The following is a 15,873-nucleotide window of genomic DNA, read 5'->3' as shown; positions in this document are numbered from 1 at the left end:
TCGCGTCTCTCCTGATTAATCACGTCTCGCCAACTCAGCACTCACAAAGATAAAGCATGAAACTTGATACTTTATACTTCATACCTAATGGAGTGAGTGAACAAATTGTAGTAATTGCAGCTTTATATTTCATACTTCATACTTCATCCTTCATAATTCATTAAGTGTTTTGGGAAAGGGAATAAACGATGCGACTGTCACAAATGTTATTCGTTACACTGCGGGATGATCCAGCTGATGCGGAAATTCCCAGTCATAAATTATTACTACGTGCAGGTTATATTCGTCGCATCGGTAGCGGAGTTTATGCTTATTTACCACTGATGTGGCGGGTATTGCAAAAGGTTTCCCAGATTGTGCGCGAAGAAATGAACGCCACAGGCGCGCAAGAATGTTTGTTACCACAATTACAACCTGCTGAGTTGTGGAAAGAATCGGGACGCTGGGATACTTATACCAAAGCTGAGGGTATTATGTTTTCCCTCATCGACCGTCGAGAGCAACAATTGGGATTAGGCCCCACCCATGAAGAAGTAATCACGACGATCGCGCGTGATATGATTCGCTCTTACCGTCAGCTACCCCTGCATCTCTACCAAATTCAAACCAAATTCCGCGATGAAATTCGTCCCCGCTTTGGTTTGATGCGCGGACGGGAATTTATCATGAAGGACGGCTATTCTTTCCATGTCGATGAAGAAAGCCTCAAAGCTACTTACCAAGATATGTACCAGGCTTACAGCAATATGCTGCGGCGTTCTGGTTTAGCTTTCCGTGCAGTGGAAGCTGACTCTGGCGCAATTGGTGGTTCTGGTTCTACAGAATTTATGGTGCTGGCGGATGCGGGAGAAGATGAAGTTCTCTACACCGAAGATGGTAAATACGCCGCCAATGTGGAAAAAGCTGTTTCATTAAGCGCTGATGCTGTCACCTCACAGTTTACAGCCTATGAGAAACGCGAGACACCGGGAACAGATACGATTGACACAGTTTGTAAATTCCTCAAATGTTCTCCTACTCAAGTAGTAAAGAATGTTCTTTACCAAACAGTTTATGACAATGGCAAAACAGTTTTAGTTTTAGTCAGTATTAGAGGCGATCAAGAAGTTAACGAAGTGAAATTGCAAAATGAATTAACTAAGTTAGCTGCTAATTATGATGCCAAAACTATTATTGCTTTAACTGTCCCCAGTGCTGAAACCCAACAAACATGGGCAGCAAAATCTCTGCCTTTAGGCTATATTGCTCCTGATATTGCTGATGATTATATTCAGGGTAATCAACAATTAAATTCCCAGTTTTTACGCTTTGTCGATAAAACAGCCGTTGATTTAAAAAACTTTGTGACAGGAGCCAACGAGAGTGGTTATCACGTAGTTGGCGCAAATTGGGGTGAGCAATTTAAATTACCAGAATTAGTAGTAGATATTCGTAAAGCCAGACCAGGCGATCGCGCTCTCCATAACCCTGAGCAAACCCTACAAAGTGCTAGAGGAATTGAGGTAGGACACATCTTCCAATTAGGTACAAAGTACTCTGTAGCGATGGGTGCAACTTATACCAACGAACAAGGGGAAGAAAAACCTTTAGTGATGGGTTGTTATGGCGTAGGTGTATCACGATTAGCACAATCAGCCGTCGAGCAATCCTACGATAAAGATGGAATTATTTGGCCAGTAGCGATCGCACCCTATCATGCAATTGTCACAATTCCTAACATTAAAGATGCTCAACAAATAGAAATCGCCGAAAAACTCTACAAAGAACTAAATCAAGCCGGAATTGAAACCTTACTCGATGACCGCGATGAACGGGCAGGAGTAAAATTCAAAGATGCCGATTTAATCGGTATACCTTACAGAATAGTCACAGGCAGAGCGATCGCTAACGGCAAAGTAGAAGTTGTCGAAAGAGCTACTCGTAAATCTCAAGAAATTGACATTAACGAAGTGATCGGTACAATCAAACAGTGGATTACCGAGGCTATAAGCTAGGGACTGGGAATGCAATTTTGGATTTTGGATTTACGATTTTGGATTGGGTTTCATCTAAAATCCAAAATCTAAAATCTAAAATCTAAAATTCCCAGTCCCCAACCCCCAGATAGGTGACGTAATAAAACTACGAATCTAAAATTAAGGTAGTTACTGCGGAAAGAGACATGGCGACATTGTTGATATAAATAGCCATACTCTAAGTGTTTGGAAACTCCCCAATTAAGTACCGACTTTAATCAGGCTGCTCTTCCCACACAAACCATCTCAGCCCTCAGTCAAGCAGGTTTTGAATATGAAAGACCAATCTAATCGTAATTCTTCCGGTGTAATAGCTGCTGTGTCCGCAGCAGTGGTAGCAGTCAGTGGCGGCGTTGCTTGGCTTACTTTACACTCCCAAAATCCGCCCACACCTTCCCCAGCTTCACAATCATTAACCCAGCCAGGAAAGAACTCAACTGTACAGCCTGGTCAAGAGCAAAGTGCTAATGTCTATTGGCTGAAAGACAATGGCAAAAATTTAGAATTAGCTCCCCAACCAGTCAAAATAGCTGCTACTCAACCTAACCAAGTTGTAGAAAAGGCTATGCAAAACTTATTAGCAGGCCCAACCGAAGGAGCAGAATCTACCACAATTCCCAAAGGTACCAAATTACTAGGTATGAAAGTTAACAATGACGAAGTTCATGTTAATTTATCTGAAGAATTTACCAGTGGTGGTGGTAGCAGCTCGATGATGGGGCGTGTAGGACAAGTAGTCTACACTGCAACCACGGCAAATCCCAACGCCAAGGTTTACATTGAAGTCAATGGCAAAGAGTTGGATGTGCTAGGTGGCGAAGGCGTAGAGTTACAACAGCCACTCACACGTGACCAATTTAAAAATAATTATCCACTTTAATGTCAGTTGTCATTAGTCATTAGTCATTGGACAAATAACAAAGCGCAAAGTCGGAGCGCCGGTTTCCGGCGATGGCTTCTCCCAAGGGGAGACGCTTCGCGAACGCCAACGTCTCCGACGAACAGAACTTTGTAAGAGAGGACAAATGACAAATGACAAACTACTGACTTAACGCTTACCATTCAATAAACGAAAATTATGGGCTTGCTGTTCTAACCTAGTAGCTAGACGATCGCAAACCCGATTACATAATTCAAAAATCATTTCGTCTTCCACCCGGTAGTAGGCGCAAGTTCCTTCACTGCGGCGGCTAAGAATACCTGCTTGCCACATTACCTTCAGGTGTTTTGAGACGTTCGCCTGCGAAGTCTGTGTTGCCTCTACCAACTCTTGCACGCATTTTTCTTCATCCCGTAGTAAGTGCAACAGCCGAAGGCGCATCGGTTCACTTAACAGACTGAAGTATTCCGCTACTTGTTGCATCACTTCTGGTGGTATAGGCAACACTTGTTTCATCAGGATTAACCCGCAAGGACTGAAAATGAGAGAAAAATGACTTGCGTCATAATATAGATTAATACTTAATCAGGGTTAATTCTCATCAAAGGTTGGCCATATTCTACAGGTTCGCCATTTTGCACCAAAATTTCCATGACCTGACCGGATACTTCAGCCTCAATTTCGTTCATCAGCTTCATGGCTTCGATGATGCAGACTGTTTGACCACTGCGGACGCGATCGCCCACTTCCACAAATGGGGCTTCACCTGGGGCAGGCGCACGGTAAAATGTTCCTACCATTGGCGAAGGAACTTCCACTAATCTTTTATCAATTGCTGAGGGAGAATTGCCAGACAACTGCACACCAGAACCAGTGGCATTATTATCCAAGACGCGATTTGTAGCCGTCTCCACTGTCGATACAGCCTGGGGTGCAGCAACTGATGTTAATCCCAAACCAACCACACCGCCTGAAGCTGCTTGGCTGACTGACACCATTTGATTGCTAAAACTTACAGCTTTACGCACTGTCAGCTCAAAGTCTTCGCTTTTGAGCGTGACTTCGGCAATATCTGTTTGTGCAATAGTTGCTAGCAGTTGGCGAATTTCATTAAAGTCCAATGGCACAGTTTTTATTACCTCGACCTGTACGTAAAGAATAATGTTAAGTGTGGCAGGGATTTAATCCCTAAAATAGGGATTGAAATCGGGATTACTCTCAAAAGAGATAATAATTATTCCCTGCCTAAATATTTATCATCACGGGTATCTATCTTGATGCGTTCACCTTGAGCAATAAACAAGGGAACCATGATAGTTGCACCAGTTTCTAAAGTTGCGGGCTTTGTACCACCTGTAGCAGTGTCACCTTTCACGCCTGGGTCTGTTTGCACAATTTCTAAAACCACAGAATTAGGCAGTTCCACTTCTAGGACTTGCTCACCCCAACGAATGACGTTAACTTCCATACCTTCTTTGAGGTATTTTACGCGATCGCCAATTTGCGTTGCGGTTAATCTGCCTTCTTCGTAGCTTTCCATATCCATAAAGACGAATTCATCACCTTCTTTATAGGTATGTTGCATTGTGACTTTTTCTAGAGTTGCTTGCGGTACAGTTTCCCCCGCACGGAAAGTTCTTTCTAGAACTTTGCCACTCTGGACATTTTTCAACGTTGTCCGCACAAACGCCGAACCTTTACCTGGCTTAACGTGGAGGAAATCAATTACCCGCCATACAGACCCATCTAAAACAATTGAGACACCGGGTCGAAAGTCGTTACTGGAGATCATGAAGCTTTCAAATTTTGGAAGACAATCGGCATTTATTGTACCCCTCTAGGGTCGTCATTGGTTATTAGTCATGGGAATTGGGTAATGGGTAATGGGTAATGAGTAATGGGTAATGAGTAATGAGTAATGGGTAATGGCTATTCTCCCCTGCACTCCTGCTTCCTCTGCTCCCTCATCTTCCCTAATCCCCAATCCCCAATCCCTAATCCCCAATCCCTAATCCGTAGTCCCTAATACTGTGGGAAGATAATTTATGGGTTATGTCCAGTCAACAATTTGATGCTGCATTTAAGCCATACCATGTTTAACTTATTAAAATCCTGGCTGAAGAACAGCCTCATGGCAATACTGCTGGTAACAATATTTTTAGGCATAAGTACAGCTGCGTGGACTCCCTCCAGTAGCGCCGCCCTACCAGCTGGGAATGCAATCACTGATGGCAGATCTCTGTTGCGGTATGCACTCCCGATAGATAATGAACCTGTGCGGCAACTGCAAGCCAGTTTAGAAGATATCTCCAACCAACTGCGGGCAAATCGGCGGTGGGGAAATATTTCCAAAGACTTAAGCAAGGCATCACGGTCTCTCGATCAATCCTCCAAAATCCTAGCAAGCGTTCCCGAAGAACGCCAACCCCAAGCCGAAGCTTGGATTAAGGATTTACAATCTGGCGTGAATAATTTGCAGGAATTAGTCAAAGTTAAAGATAAAGAAAAAATCCAAACGGAACGCGATCGCCTCCTAAGCATTGTGAATCTTCTCGAAGAGTCAATGGTCAAGGAATTTCCTTTTGAAGTTCCTCAGGAGTACAGTAACCTACCTCAACTCAAAGGTAGAGCAACTGTGGATATCAAAACCAATAAAGGCAACCTTACAGTTGTGGTAGATGGTTATAGCGCTCCTGTAACTGCTGGTAACTTTGTGGATTTGGTACAACGTGGTTTTTATAATGGTTTAGAATTCACCCGTTCCGAAGAATCTTACTTTTTGCAAACTGGCGATCCCCCAGGAAAAGAAGTAGGGTTTATCGATCCCAAAACTGGTAAATATCGTGCTATTCCTCTAGAAGTCCTTGTACAAGGCGATAAAGCTCCCACATACGGCATCACTCTCGAAGATGCCGGACGTTACCTCGATATGCCTGTTCTGCCATTTTCTTCTTTTGGTGCAGTAGTCATGGCTCGTCCGGAAACTCAGGTAAATGGTGCTTCCTCACAATTTTTCTTCTTCCTGTTTGAACCAGAACTCACCCCAGCCGGACGTAACCTATTAGATGGTCGTTACTCCGTTTTTGGTTATTTAACTGAGGGTAAAGATGTTTTGGACATACTCAAGGCGGGTGACAAAATTGAATCTGCTACTGTTGTTCAAGGCATAGAAAATTTAGTGCAGCCAGCAGCCGCATGAATTAAGGATGAAGTCTGAAGGATGAAGTCTGAAGTAATACTATTTCAGTCTTCAGCTTTCATACTTTAGCCTTCAAGAAAGATTTCCCGAACTCAACACTTGGTCAACTGTAATTGCTAATTCGGGAAAAGTCTGCGATACAATCTGCTGAGAGCAAGTAAATACAGTCTCTTCGTAAAGTCCTTCTTCCAGCAATAAAACCGTAATTTTCGCCATTAAGGGGTCTACAATCCAATACTCTGGTACTTCCAAAGCAGCGTATTCAGAGCGTTTATAGCGATAGTCTCGTTTCACTGAATCTGGACTAACTACCTCTACAATCAACAATGGCGGTGACTGAAATACTAATGACACATTCATCAATTCTTTTGCTTGCTCCAGCGTCACCACAGATAAATCAGTCAATCTAGATTTATTTCTACCTGTTCTCACGCCGCTTTCCCGAAAACACAGCCAAGGCAAATTCAACCTTTTGATTTCTGATTTCAACAAAGTATCCAAGAAATCCACAATCAAGAAATGTTGAATTGTTGGTGGATTCATTAGTTCTAACCTGCCACCCACCAGTTCATAATGAAAACCTGTACCATCATCATAGGTTAAGTACTCTTCAAAAGTGATACTGGTTACTGGTGTAGCGACCATCTCCACTAACTCCTAGACAATATCCTTATCGTAACTGTAACTAGCCATTCTTTCTGGCTTACACCAGCATAGATAAAACTTTTGTCGTGATGTCAAGGGTCAAAAGTCAAAGGTTATTTTTACCCTTCCTCCTGGTGTCTCATTACCCAGTCCCCAGTACCCAGTCCCCAGTACCCAATCCCCAACCCCACCGTGAACAATGAGTCACCTTCCTTGCAAGTAAAAGATATTGGCGAACAAGGGCTGTTAGCCATATTGCAGCGCTTTTGTCCTCAAGAGATTATTGGCGATGATGCAGCAGTGCTTGTCACTACACCAGAACAATCTTTGGTGGTGACCACAGATGTCTTAGTTGATGGTGTGCATTTTAGTAATGTCACCACTTCACCAGAAGATGCTGGCTGGCGGGCGGCGGCGGCTAATTTATCAGATTTGGCAGCGATGGGTGCAACACCCTTAGGGATCACTGTAGGATTAGCGCTTCCAGGGGATATAAGTGTCAGTTGGGTTGAGCGCTTGTATCAGGGAATGACAGAATGCCTGCAAAAGTACAATACTCCAATTGTTGGTGGTGATATTGTGCGATCGCCTGTGACGACTCTGTCAATTACCGCTTTTGGTCAAGCCTACCCTCATCAAATTATCCGTCGCTCTACTGCAAAAGTAGGAGATGCGATCGCAATTACAGGTGTACATGGAGCCTCTCGTGCAGGCTTAGAGATGCTCTTAAATCCGGAAATAGGACAAAACCTCAAAGATACAGACAAGGCGGCTTTAATCACCGCACACCAGCGTCCTCAGCCACGATTAGATATCTTACCCATCCTCTGGAATATCTTCAATTCCCAATCCAAAATCCCAAATCTCAAATCTCAAATTGCTGTTGCGGGGATGGACAGCAGCGATGGTTTGGCTGATGCAGTTTTACAAATCTGCCGTGCTAGTCATGTTGGCGCTATTCTGGAAGCCAAGCAAATTCCTTTACCACGAGCATTTGCTAACTGGCTAACTCCAGAACAAGCTATAAATTACGCCTTATACGGCGGCGAAGATTTTGAATTAGTGCTGTGTTTACCACCAGATGCTGCATCAGCCTTAGTGGCACAAATAGGCCAAGATGCAGCAATTATTGGCACAATTACATCAGGAACAAAAGTAGTATTACACCATGAAAATACAGAAATCCCTGACCAAATTTTAAATCTGAATCAGGGATTTCAACATTTTTAGTTATTAGTCATTTTTTGAAATACCAATGACTCATAACTAATGACAAATTACTGCCATTTTTCAGCTACTAGTTCTGCCAAATCGAGAACTCGTTGGCTGTAACCCCACTCGTTATCGTACCAAGCCATGACTTTTACTAAGTCATTACCCATAACCAGAGTCAAGCTAGCATCAACAATTGAAGAAGCATCAGTACCTTGGTAATCAGACGAAACTAGTTGTAGTTCACTGTAATCTAAAATCCCTTTGAGTGACCCTTCGGCAGCATCTTTGAGGGCTTGGTTAACTTCTTCAGTAATAGTACGCTTCTCAACCTGAACTACGAAATCTACCATTGAGACGTTTGGGGTAGGTACACGTAAGGCAACACCATTTAGCTTGCCTTTCAGGTCTGGGATCACTAGTGCTACTGCCTTTGCTGCACCAGTAGAGGTTGGTACAATGTTGATGGCTGCTGCCCTAGCACGGCGGACATCACGGTGAGAAGCGTCTAGCAAGCGCTGGTCACCTGTGTAGCTGTGAGTGGTAGTCATCGTACCTTTGATGATGCCAAATTTTTCATTTAAAACTTTGGCAATCGGAGCCAAGCAATTTGTGGTACAGCTAGCATTACTGATGATGTGGTGTTTGTTGTGGTCATAATCATGATGATTCACACCAATCACAAAGGTACCATCTTCATTTTTGCCGGGAGCAGTAATCAAAACTTTTTTGGCTCCAGCATTGACATGCTTGAGCGCTCCTTCTTTGCTGGTGAAAACACCCGTTGCTTCGATAATTAGGTCAATTCCCCAATCCCTCCAGGGCAAGTTTTCTGGATTGCGATCGGATACACATTTAATTGTTTTACCGTTAACGGTGATAGAGTTATCATCCGCTGAAATGTCAACATCCTTTAACTTTCCTAACATCGAGTCATACTTCAGCAGGTGAGCGTTAGTTCTCGGGTCGGATGTGTCATTGATAGCCACAAGGTCGATGTTGCTATTCTTTCTACCCACCCAACAGCGTGCAAAGTTGCGCCCAATTCGCCCGAAACCGTTGATTGCGACTCTAATCACAGTGTCTTGCCCTCTGTATTTATGCCTATAAGTTTATATCGTTGACCCCAATCATATCGCAAAGGGGGGGAGCATTTATAACCACAAAGTGTTAGATCCAGAAAAAAACACATAATTTATTCAGATTTATTTTGTGTAAAGGTTGTGAGTCGCGATATAAACTCGCACCGGCTCTGCAACTAAATATCTAATAGATTGGCGATCGCGAATTAATTGGCGAATGAGGCTTGACGAAACTCCTACTAAAGGTATATGCAATAGTTGCCAGTCAATGCGGATTGACTGATTTCTTAGTTGGTGTTCGACTTGCTTGCAGATTAACTCACTTTGAGCTATATTCTCACCACCAAGGAGTCTAGGTGCAATCAACCAATCACACATTTGTGTGAGTTCATGTCTACGGTGCCAACGGGGTAAGGTTTGGAAGGTATCCAAACCTACAATCCAGTACCAGTGAGTATTAGGATAATCAGCAGCTAAATCGATCAGGGTGTTGATAGCGTAGGATGTTTCAGGGGTATTTACTTCAATTAATGAAACCGTAAAAGCTGGGTTGTCTTTTGTAGCTAGCTTGAGCATTTCTAAGCGATGCTGAAACGCAACCGCTTGTTTATGGGGGGGATTTAGTGACGGTACCCAAATTATCTGTTCGACAGGGACTTGATGCAAAGCTGTTTCGGCTATGAGCAAGTGTCCCCAATGAACAGGATCAAATGTGCCACCAAAAATTGCTAGTTGCTGCATCCACTTAAGTTGGGAATTCTATTCAATTTCAGAAAAGTTTCATTATCAATGTACTATTGTAGTCAACTCAAGCCTAAGGTTTATGTCATTTAAAAGCGACTTAACCAAAAATGTACTATTGTAGCCAATTCTAGTAAGGACAAGAAAAATATGTATTTCTCATTACAAGAATTTCTTTCCCGATGTGGCGGAAAATTTCCGAATAATCATAAGATAAACTTCAGAAATTACAAAAACCTCTAACGAAGGTAAAATCATTCTCAACAAAAAAAAGCAGAGGGGAAAAATTTACGAAACCTCAAAAATTAAATACATACAGGAGTAGTTACAGTAAAAATCAAATTCCTGTTATGATACGCGTGTCATTTGTGATTATGGTGTGGTGTGGTGTAAGAGGAGTAATCAATGAGTAATAATTCTGTAGATTTTAGCGGTAGACCATTTCATTTCATTGGGATCGGCGGTATTGGAATGTCTGCTCTGGCATACGTTCTTGCTAAACGTCAATTACCAGTATCAGGTTCAGATTTACGCCCGAACCATATAACAAGAAAATTAGAATCTATCGGCACACATATTTTTAGTAGACAAGAGGCAAGTAATCTCGAATTCTTTCGCCCTCTAGTATCTTCAGGAGTAGGATTAAACTCACGCTTAGAATCAAATAGCAGTAACAACACAACACTGCCGCAAGTAATTTGTTCAACAGCAATTAACACCACTAATTTAGAATACAAAGCAGCACTAGAATTGGGATGCCCAATATTACATCGTTCAGATGTACTAGCTGCTTTAATTGCTGATTACCACAGCATTGCTGTGGCTGGTACCCACGGTAAAACTACAACTAGCAGTATGATTGGCTATATGCTGCTCCAAGCTGGTTTAGATCCAACTATTTTGGTGGGTGGCGAAGTCAATGCTTGGGAAGGCAATGCCAGATTGGGAGAAAGCCGATATTTAGTTGCAGAAGCAGATGAATCCGATGGTTCTTTGGTAAAACACGCTCCAGCAATTGGTGTGATTACTAATATTGAACTAGATCATCCCGACCATTATGAAACATTAGAAGAAGTTGTTAATATCTTCCAAGAGTTTGCTCAAGGATGCCAAACCTTAATAGGTAGCATTGATTGTGCAACAGTGCGCGATCGCCTAAAACCAACCATCACCTACAGCCTACACCCCGATAGCAACGCTGACTATACTGTCACTAACATTGACTATCGTGCTGATGGTACTACTGCCTTAGTTTGGGAACGCGGCAAAGCTTTAGGAATGTTGAATTTGCGACTACTCGGTCGGCACAACCTCAGCAACGCTCTAGCATCTGTAGCTGTCGGTCGATTTGTAGGACTAGAATTTGGGGAAATTGCTAAAGGTATTGCCACCTTTGAAGGCGCAAGACGGCGCTTTGAGTTTCGCGGTGAAGTCGATGGTATTACCTTTATCGATGACTACGCTCATCACCCCAGCGAAATTCGTGCTACTCTCGCAGCGGCCCGCCTGCAAGCAAGACCTGGGCAACGAGTTGTGGCGATTTTTCAACCCCATCGCTATAGTCGCACATTAACATTTTTAGCAGAATTTGCAGAATCCTTTACTCATGCTGATTTGGTAGTGCTAACTGATATTTACAGTGCTGGAGAACCTAATTTAGGGCAAGTCAGCGGTGAAATGTTGGCAGCAGCAATTGCGAAACAGCATCCACAGGTTGTCTATCAACCTACATTGAATGCAGTAGAAGAATATCTACTCAAGGCTTTGCGTCCAGGGGATTTAGCGCTGTTTCTCGGTGCTGGAAACTTAAATCAGACAATTCCTGATGTGATTGCGACACTGCGCGAACCAGCAACAGCCACATCATAATTGTTGACAATGGCTAGGTTTAATTTGGGAAACAAGTGTCTTGTGACCCGGCACTCTTTTCGCAAAATTTTATAGTACAGCCGTATTGTTACGGCGGAAAAATGTAAAAATTTTACTCAATCGACCGAAAGATGACAATCTCCCAGGCAGCTGGCAGCGTCTGCACAGTTTCTACTTTAACTTCAGAGAAACAGGAAACAGCTAATTCCGTCAAAAATCAGGTAATTTGCTTGCCTGACACTGATTGTGCAATCAAATCCCAAGCTTCCTTGTCAGCGTTTACTTCCTATAGAGTGGGTGGAGCTGCTGAATTGTATGTAGCCCCCCGCAACGTAGAAGCACTGCAAGCAAGCATGAAGTATGCAAAAGAACATGAGATTCCAGTGACAATACTGGGTGCAGGTTCTAATTTATTAGTGAGCGATCGCGGTTTACCCGGACTAGTGATTGCCACTCGTCATTTGCGATATAGCCACTTTGACCCCCAAACAGGGCAATTAACTGTCGCTGCGGGCGAATCAATTCCCAGCTTGGCATGGCAAGCCGCAGATTTAGGTTGGGAAGGCCTAGAATGGGCGGTTGGTATCCCGGGAACCGTGGGCGGCGCAGTGGTCATGAATGCTGGGGCACACAATAGCTGTACTGCAGATATGTTAATCAGCGCTCAGGTATTGTCACCTGATGGCACAATCGCAACTTTGACTCCAGAGCAGTTAGGTTATGCCTACCGCACTTCATTATTACAAGGTAGCGATCATATAGTTACTCAAGCAACCTTCCAATTGCGTCCTGGTGCTGACCCAGCAAAAGTAATTGCTGTCACCAAGGAGCATAAACAACACCGATTGAGCACCCAACCCTACAACTACCCTAGTTGTGGTAGCGTCTTCCGCAATCCCAAACCTTACTCTGCTGGCTGGTTAATTGAACAAACAGGGTTAAAAGGTTTCCAAATTGGGGGAGCGCAAGTTGCACAACTCCACGCTAATTTTATCGTTAACCGTGGTGGGGCAAAAGCTAGCGATATCTTCTCCCTGATCCGTCATATTCAGCACCAAGTGCAAGACCAGTGGTCAATTTGGTTAGAGCCAGAAGTCAAAATGCTCGGAGACTTTCAATTAGCTTGTTGATCGGGAGATATCCAGACTAGAGGCTAGTCAAGCTCTGCGGCAGTCAACGCTTTTTGCTGGTTTTTGAGCCAGGATCATCCCTAATCACTAGCCCCTAGCCCCTTATCGTCATCCGTAGCATTAATTATCAGTAAAAAAATAGGCAATTTGCCTACCGCATCTATAATTGAATTTGATTTGTTATTGAACGCACACGCGGACTATTTATTATGACAGGAAAAGGACAGGGTTTCGGCTTTGGCTTGGGAAAAATGAAAGAACTGGCCGAAGCTTTCAAAAAAGCGCAGCAAGTTCAAGAAGGCGCAAAGCGGCTCCAAGAAGAGTTGGAGCAAATGGAGATTCAAGGAGAGTCTGGCGGTGGTCTGATCAAGGTAATTGTCAGTGGCAACCAAGAACCCAAGCGCGTGGAAATTTCTCCAGAAGCTTTGGGAGAAGGTGCAGAAGTACTGTCCGATTTGGTAACAGTAGCCATGAAAGATGCTTACAACAAGTCCACAGCTACCATGCGGGAACGTATGGAAGATTTGACCAGTGGACTAGAACTGCCGGGATTTTAGTCATTAGTCGTTAGTCATTCGTCATTAGTCCTAAATCATAATAGTTGTGGACAAATGACAAATGACTAAGGACAAAGGACACAAGATATTTATGCCCTACAAGCTACTATTTGTCTGCCTGGGTAATATCTGTCGCTCGCCATCGGCAGAAAATATTATGACTCATCTCATCGAACAGGCAGACTTGAGCGATGAGATTATTTGCGATTCTGCTGGTACCTCCAGCTATCACATTGGGAGCCCGCCTGACCGTCGCATGAGTGCTGCGGCTGCTAAAAAATTAGGGATTAAACTGCGCGGTCATGCTCGCCAGTTCCAGAAAACTGATTTTCAAGATTTTGACTTAATTTTGGCGATGGATCGGGAAAATTACGACAATATCTTGGCTTTGGCTGCAACACCGCAAGACCGCGATCGCGTCCATTTGATTTGTGATTTTTGTTCTCACTATACCTTAAAAGAAGTACCTGACCCTTATTACGGTGGTAGTGACGGCTTCGAGCAAGTAATTGATTTACTGGTTGATGCTTGTGAAGGTCTGCTTAAATATGTTTTAAGTCAGCAAGCACGCTCTTAAACATTGCTTGCAATATCAGAGATTGATTCACAGCAATTTTTCTGATTTTTGAGCAGGTAAAAATATCTCTTCTTACTGATGACTGAAGTCAGAGACCTGGGACATTGATTTACAGAGTGTAATATTAGTCTATCTGACTCAGCACTTCCTCAGTAATCTACACAATCTTTTATTCGACTAGACCATGCTTCATTGCAAACCGTACCAGTTCGGCGCGGTTGCTTGTTGCTGTTTTCCTCAATAAACTACTCACATACTTTTCTACAGTCCGCGCACTCAGATGTAACTGATGACCCATTTCGGCATTTGAAAGCCCATGAGTTAAAAGTTCTAACACTTCTTGTTCTCTAGGTGTGAGATCTGAGATCATTGGCGATTTCTGAACTTGAGTCATTTGAGATGACTGGGCTGTCATTGGTTTTATTGATTGAGAATTGCCCAAATTTTCTTGTTCAGAAAAACGGTACTCTGATTGAATAATTTGCGATCGCTCTAACAAATTGCGAATAGCAGCGGCTAACTCTTCTAGCTCAAAAGGTTTGGGTAAGTACAAATCACACCCCGACTGATATCCCAGAATCCTTTCCTGAGTCTTTGTCCGCGCTGTTAATAAAATTACAGGTAATAAACGGAACTTTGATTGTTGACGTACTCGGCGCACCAGTTCATAGCCATTCATTCGTGGCATGACAATATCGGTGACAATTAGATCGGGATGATACTCTTCCACCATCAACAAAGCCTCTTGACCGTCATTAGCGGTGATTACTGAATAGCCAGAGAGTTCAAGATAATCGCTAATAGACAGACGAGTGCCCAGATCATCATCCACTACAAGGATCATCAAGGGCATGGACAGTACACCCCTAGCATTGGTTTGACTTGGCAATTGACTCTTATGAGCACTATTAGTGAACACAGGCGATAATAGTGTGTTCTTATGTTTCATACTATGACAGGTTTAACAATTAATTACTGCCTCAGGACTGATTTATTAAGAAAAACTTAAATCTTTAGAAATTGTTAAAGAAATGTAACACGCTCTGAAATTTTATTAATGGAGAACTGTAGAAAATTTTGTACTTCATCACAAATAACCAAAACGTTAGAGTAATCTTTTACCTTACTGTAAATTACAATTTACTAAATCAACAGTCTGATTGAGGCAAAAGTTGGCAGAAAATTCTAACTTGAAAATAGCGTTGACTGTTGAGTGTTGACTGGGAAGAGAGATTTTCATGTTTAGTTGTGGTTTTTTCCGTTGAAGGGCTAGTTTGAGCAGTAAAAAAAGCTAAATTAATAAGATGAGTCTGATATCCATAGTCACCAGATATAGTGGTTTAATATAGCCCTGATAAATTTATCAGCTAGTTCAAACGATTATTTAGATAAATTTTACAACTGTACAATTTTCAATGAGCGACAAGAGCGAAGGTTACAAAGTAGTTAGCGACAATCGTCAAGCCCGTTATTTGTATGAAATCCTAGAAACTTACGAAGCTGGAATTCAGTTAACGGGAACCGAGGTTAAGTCCATTCGTGCAGGTAAGGTGAATCTCCAAGATGGCTATGCTTTAATTCGCAATGGCGAAGCATGGTTAATCAACGTGCATATTTCTCCTTATGTTGCTAGTGGGCAATATTTCAATCATGAGCCACGCCGTACAAGAAAACTATTACTACATCGTCAAGAACTCCGCAAGCTAATTGGCAAAGTAGAACAACAAGGTTTAACTTTAGTTCCCTTAAAAATGTACTTCAAACGCGGTTGGGTAAAAGTTAGTATAGCCCTTGGCAAAGGTAAAAAGCTCCACGACAAGCGCGACGACCTCAAACGGCGACAAGACCAACGCGACATTCAACGCGCGATCAAAAATTATTAACCAAATTGAGAGGAAACCGGAAACCAGGAAAATTAGATAAGGGACTTGCAACTAAAAAAATATCCCATTGCTTTGTAGGCAGT

17 protein-coding genes are annotated in these 15,873 nt (G+C 42.8%); 9 read left to right on the top strand and 8 right to left on the bottom strand.

Going from position 1 to position 15,873, the window contains the following annotated elements; translation table 11 throughout:
- Positions 1-188 precede the first annotated feature (188 nt).
- Complete coding sequence (locus tag HGR01_RS26810; RefSeq protein ID WP_045871042.1) at positions 189-1,994, top strand: proline--tRNA ligase; 1,806 nt, start codon at positions 189-191, stop codon at positions 1,992-1,994.
- 295 nt (positions 1,995-2,289) lie between these two features.
- A complete protein-coding gene (locus HGR01_RS26805; protein ID WP_045871041.1) occupies positions 2,290-2,895 on the top strand; it encodes a GerMN domain-containing protein in 606 nt (201 codons plus the stop codon).
- A gap of 168 nt (positions 2,896-3,063) precedes the next feature.
- Here HGR01_RS26805 and HGR01_RS26800 read toward each other — a convergent pair whose 3' ends face one another.
- The 4 genes from HGR01_RS26800 to HGR01_RS26785 all read right to left on the bottom strand — a co-directional run bounded on the left by HGR01_RS26800 (position 3,064) and on the right by HGR01_RS26785 (position 4,879).
- Positions 3,064-3,411, bottom strand: a complete 348-nt coding sequence (locus HGR01_RS26800; protein WP_045871040.1) for an ArsR/SmtB family transcription factor — start codon at positions 3,409-3,411, stop codon at positions 3,064-3,066.
- Positions 3,412-3,476: 65 nt separating this feature from the next.
- Positions 3,477-4,022 (bottom strand): acetyl-CoA carboxylase biotin carboxyl carrier protein, encoded by a 546-nt coding sequence (accB, locus tag HGR01_RS26795; protein ID WP_045871039.1) that lies wholly within the window; start codon positions 4,020-4,022, stop codon positions 3,477-3,479.
- A 107-nt stretch (positions 4,023-4,129) separates the two neighbouring features.
- A complete protein-coding gene (gene efp, locus HGR01_RS26790) occupies positions 4,130-4,687 on the bottom strand; it encodes an elongation factor P (RefSeq protein ID WP_045871038.1) in 558 nt (185 codons plus the stop codon).
- A gap of 54 nt (positions 4,688-4,741) precedes the next feature.
- Positions 4,742-4,879, bottom strand: coding sequence for a hypothetical protein (locus tag HGR01_RS26785; protein WP_168160984.1), 138 nt, complete (start codon positions 4,877-4,879; stop codon positions 4,742-4,744).
- Between the two features lie 108 nt (positions 4,880-4,987).
- Here HGR01_RS26785 and HGR01_RS26780 point away from each other — a divergent pair, with 108 nt between their 5' ends.
- Positions 4,988-6,094: a peptidylprolyl isomerase gene (locus HGR01_RS26780; RefSeq protein WP_045871327.1), complete on the top strand. Its 1,107-nt coding sequence runs from the start codon at positions 4,988-4,990 to the stop codon at positions 6,092-6,094.
- Between the two features lie 72 nt (positions 6,095-6,166).
- On the opposite strand, the gene HGR01_RS26775 is transcribed toward HGR01_RS26780, so the two are convergent.
- Positions 6,167-6,739: a Uma2 family endonuclease gene (locus tag HGR01_RS26775; protein WP_045871037.1), complete on the bottom strand. Its 573-nt coding sequence runs from the start codon at positions 6,737-6,739 to the stop codon at positions 6,167-6,169.
- Positions 6,740-6,931: 192 nt separating this feature from the next.
- Here HGR01_RS26775 and thiL point away from each other — a divergent pair, with 192 nt between their 5' ends.
- Positions 6,932-7,969 (top strand): thiamine-phosphate kinase, encoded by a 1,038-nt coding sequence (gene thiL / locus HGR01_RS26770; protein ID WP_045871036.1) that lies wholly within the window; start codon positions 6,932-6,934, stop codon positions 7,967-7,969.
- A 47-nt stretch (positions 7,970-8,016) separates the two neighbouring features.
- Here thiL and HGR01_RS26765 read toward each other — a convergent pair whose 3' ends face one another.
- Positions 8,017-9,030, bottom strand: a complete 1,014-nt coding sequence (locus HGR01_RS26765) for a type I glyceraldehyde-3-phosphate dehydrogenase (protein WP_045871035.1) — start codon at positions 9,028-9,030, stop codon at positions 8,017-8,019.
- Between the two features lie 126 nt (positions 9,031-9,156).
- Positions 9,157-9,774: a nicotinate (nicotinamide) nucleotide adenylyltransferase gene (nadD, locus tag HGR01_RS26760; RefSeq protein ID WP_045871034.1), complete on the bottom strand. Its 618-nt coding sequence runs from the start codon at positions 9,772-9,774 to the stop codon at positions 9,157-9,159.
- A 405-nt stretch (positions 9,775-10,179) separates the two neighbouring features.
- Between nadD and murC the strand changes: the two genes are divergently transcribed.
- The 4 genes from murC (at position 10,180) to HGR01_RS26740 (ending at position 13,907) form a co-directional block, all read left to right on the top strand.
- A complete protein-coding gene (gene murC, locus HGR01_RS26755; protein WP_045871033.1) occupies positions 10,180-11,643 on the top strand; it encodes a UDP-N-acetylmuramate--L-alanine ligase in 1,464 nt (487 codons plus the stop codon).
- Positions 11,644-11,774: 131 nt separating this feature from the next.
- Entirely contained in the window at positions 11,775-12,773 is a 999-nt protein-coding gene (gene murB, locus HGR01_RS26750; RefSeq protein WP_045871032.1) for a UDP-N-acetylmuramate dehydrogenase, read from the top strand.
- Positions 12,774-12,982: 209 nt separating this feature from the next.
- Positions 12,983-13,330, top strand: a complete 348-nt coding sequence (locus HGR01_RS26745) for a YbaB/EbfC family nucleoid-associated protein (RefSeq protein WP_045871031.1) — start codon at positions 12,983-12,985, stop codon at positions 13,328-13,330.
- A gap of 91 nt (positions 13,331-13,421) precedes the next feature.
- Positions 13,422-13,907: a low molecular weight protein-tyrosine-phosphatase gene (locus HGR01_RS26740; RefSeq protein WP_071989411.1), complete on the top strand. Its 486-nt coding sequence runs from the start codon at positions 13,422-13,424 to the stop codon at positions 13,905-13,907.
- A gap of 169 nt (positions 13,908-14,076) precedes the next feature.
- On the opposite strand, the gene HGR01_RS26735 is transcribed toward HGR01_RS26740, so the two are convergent.
- Positions 14,077-14,760, bottom strand: a complete 684-nt coding sequence (locus HGR01_RS26735; RefSeq protein WP_045871029.1) for a response regulator transcription factor — start codon at positions 14,758-14,760, stop codon at positions 14,077-14,079.
- Positions 14,761-15,322: 562 nt separating this feature from the next.
- Here HGR01_RS26735 and smpB point away from each other — a divergent pair.
- On the top strand, positions 15,323-15,790 hold the full coding sequence (gene smpB / locus HGR01_RS26730) for an SsrA-binding protein SmpB (protein WP_045871028.1): 468 nt from the start codon (positions 15,323-15,325) through the stop codon (positions 15,788-15,790).
- Positions 15,791-15,873: the final 83 nt, after the last annotated feature.

The organism is Tolypothrix sp. PCC 7712, from assembly GCF_025860405.1.
Taxonomy (GTDB): Bacteria; Cyanobacteriota; Cyanobacteriia; order Cyanobacteriales; family Nostocaceae; genus Aulosira; species Aulosira diplosiphon.
This window is presented reverse-complemented; position numbering and strand designations above follow the sequence as displayed.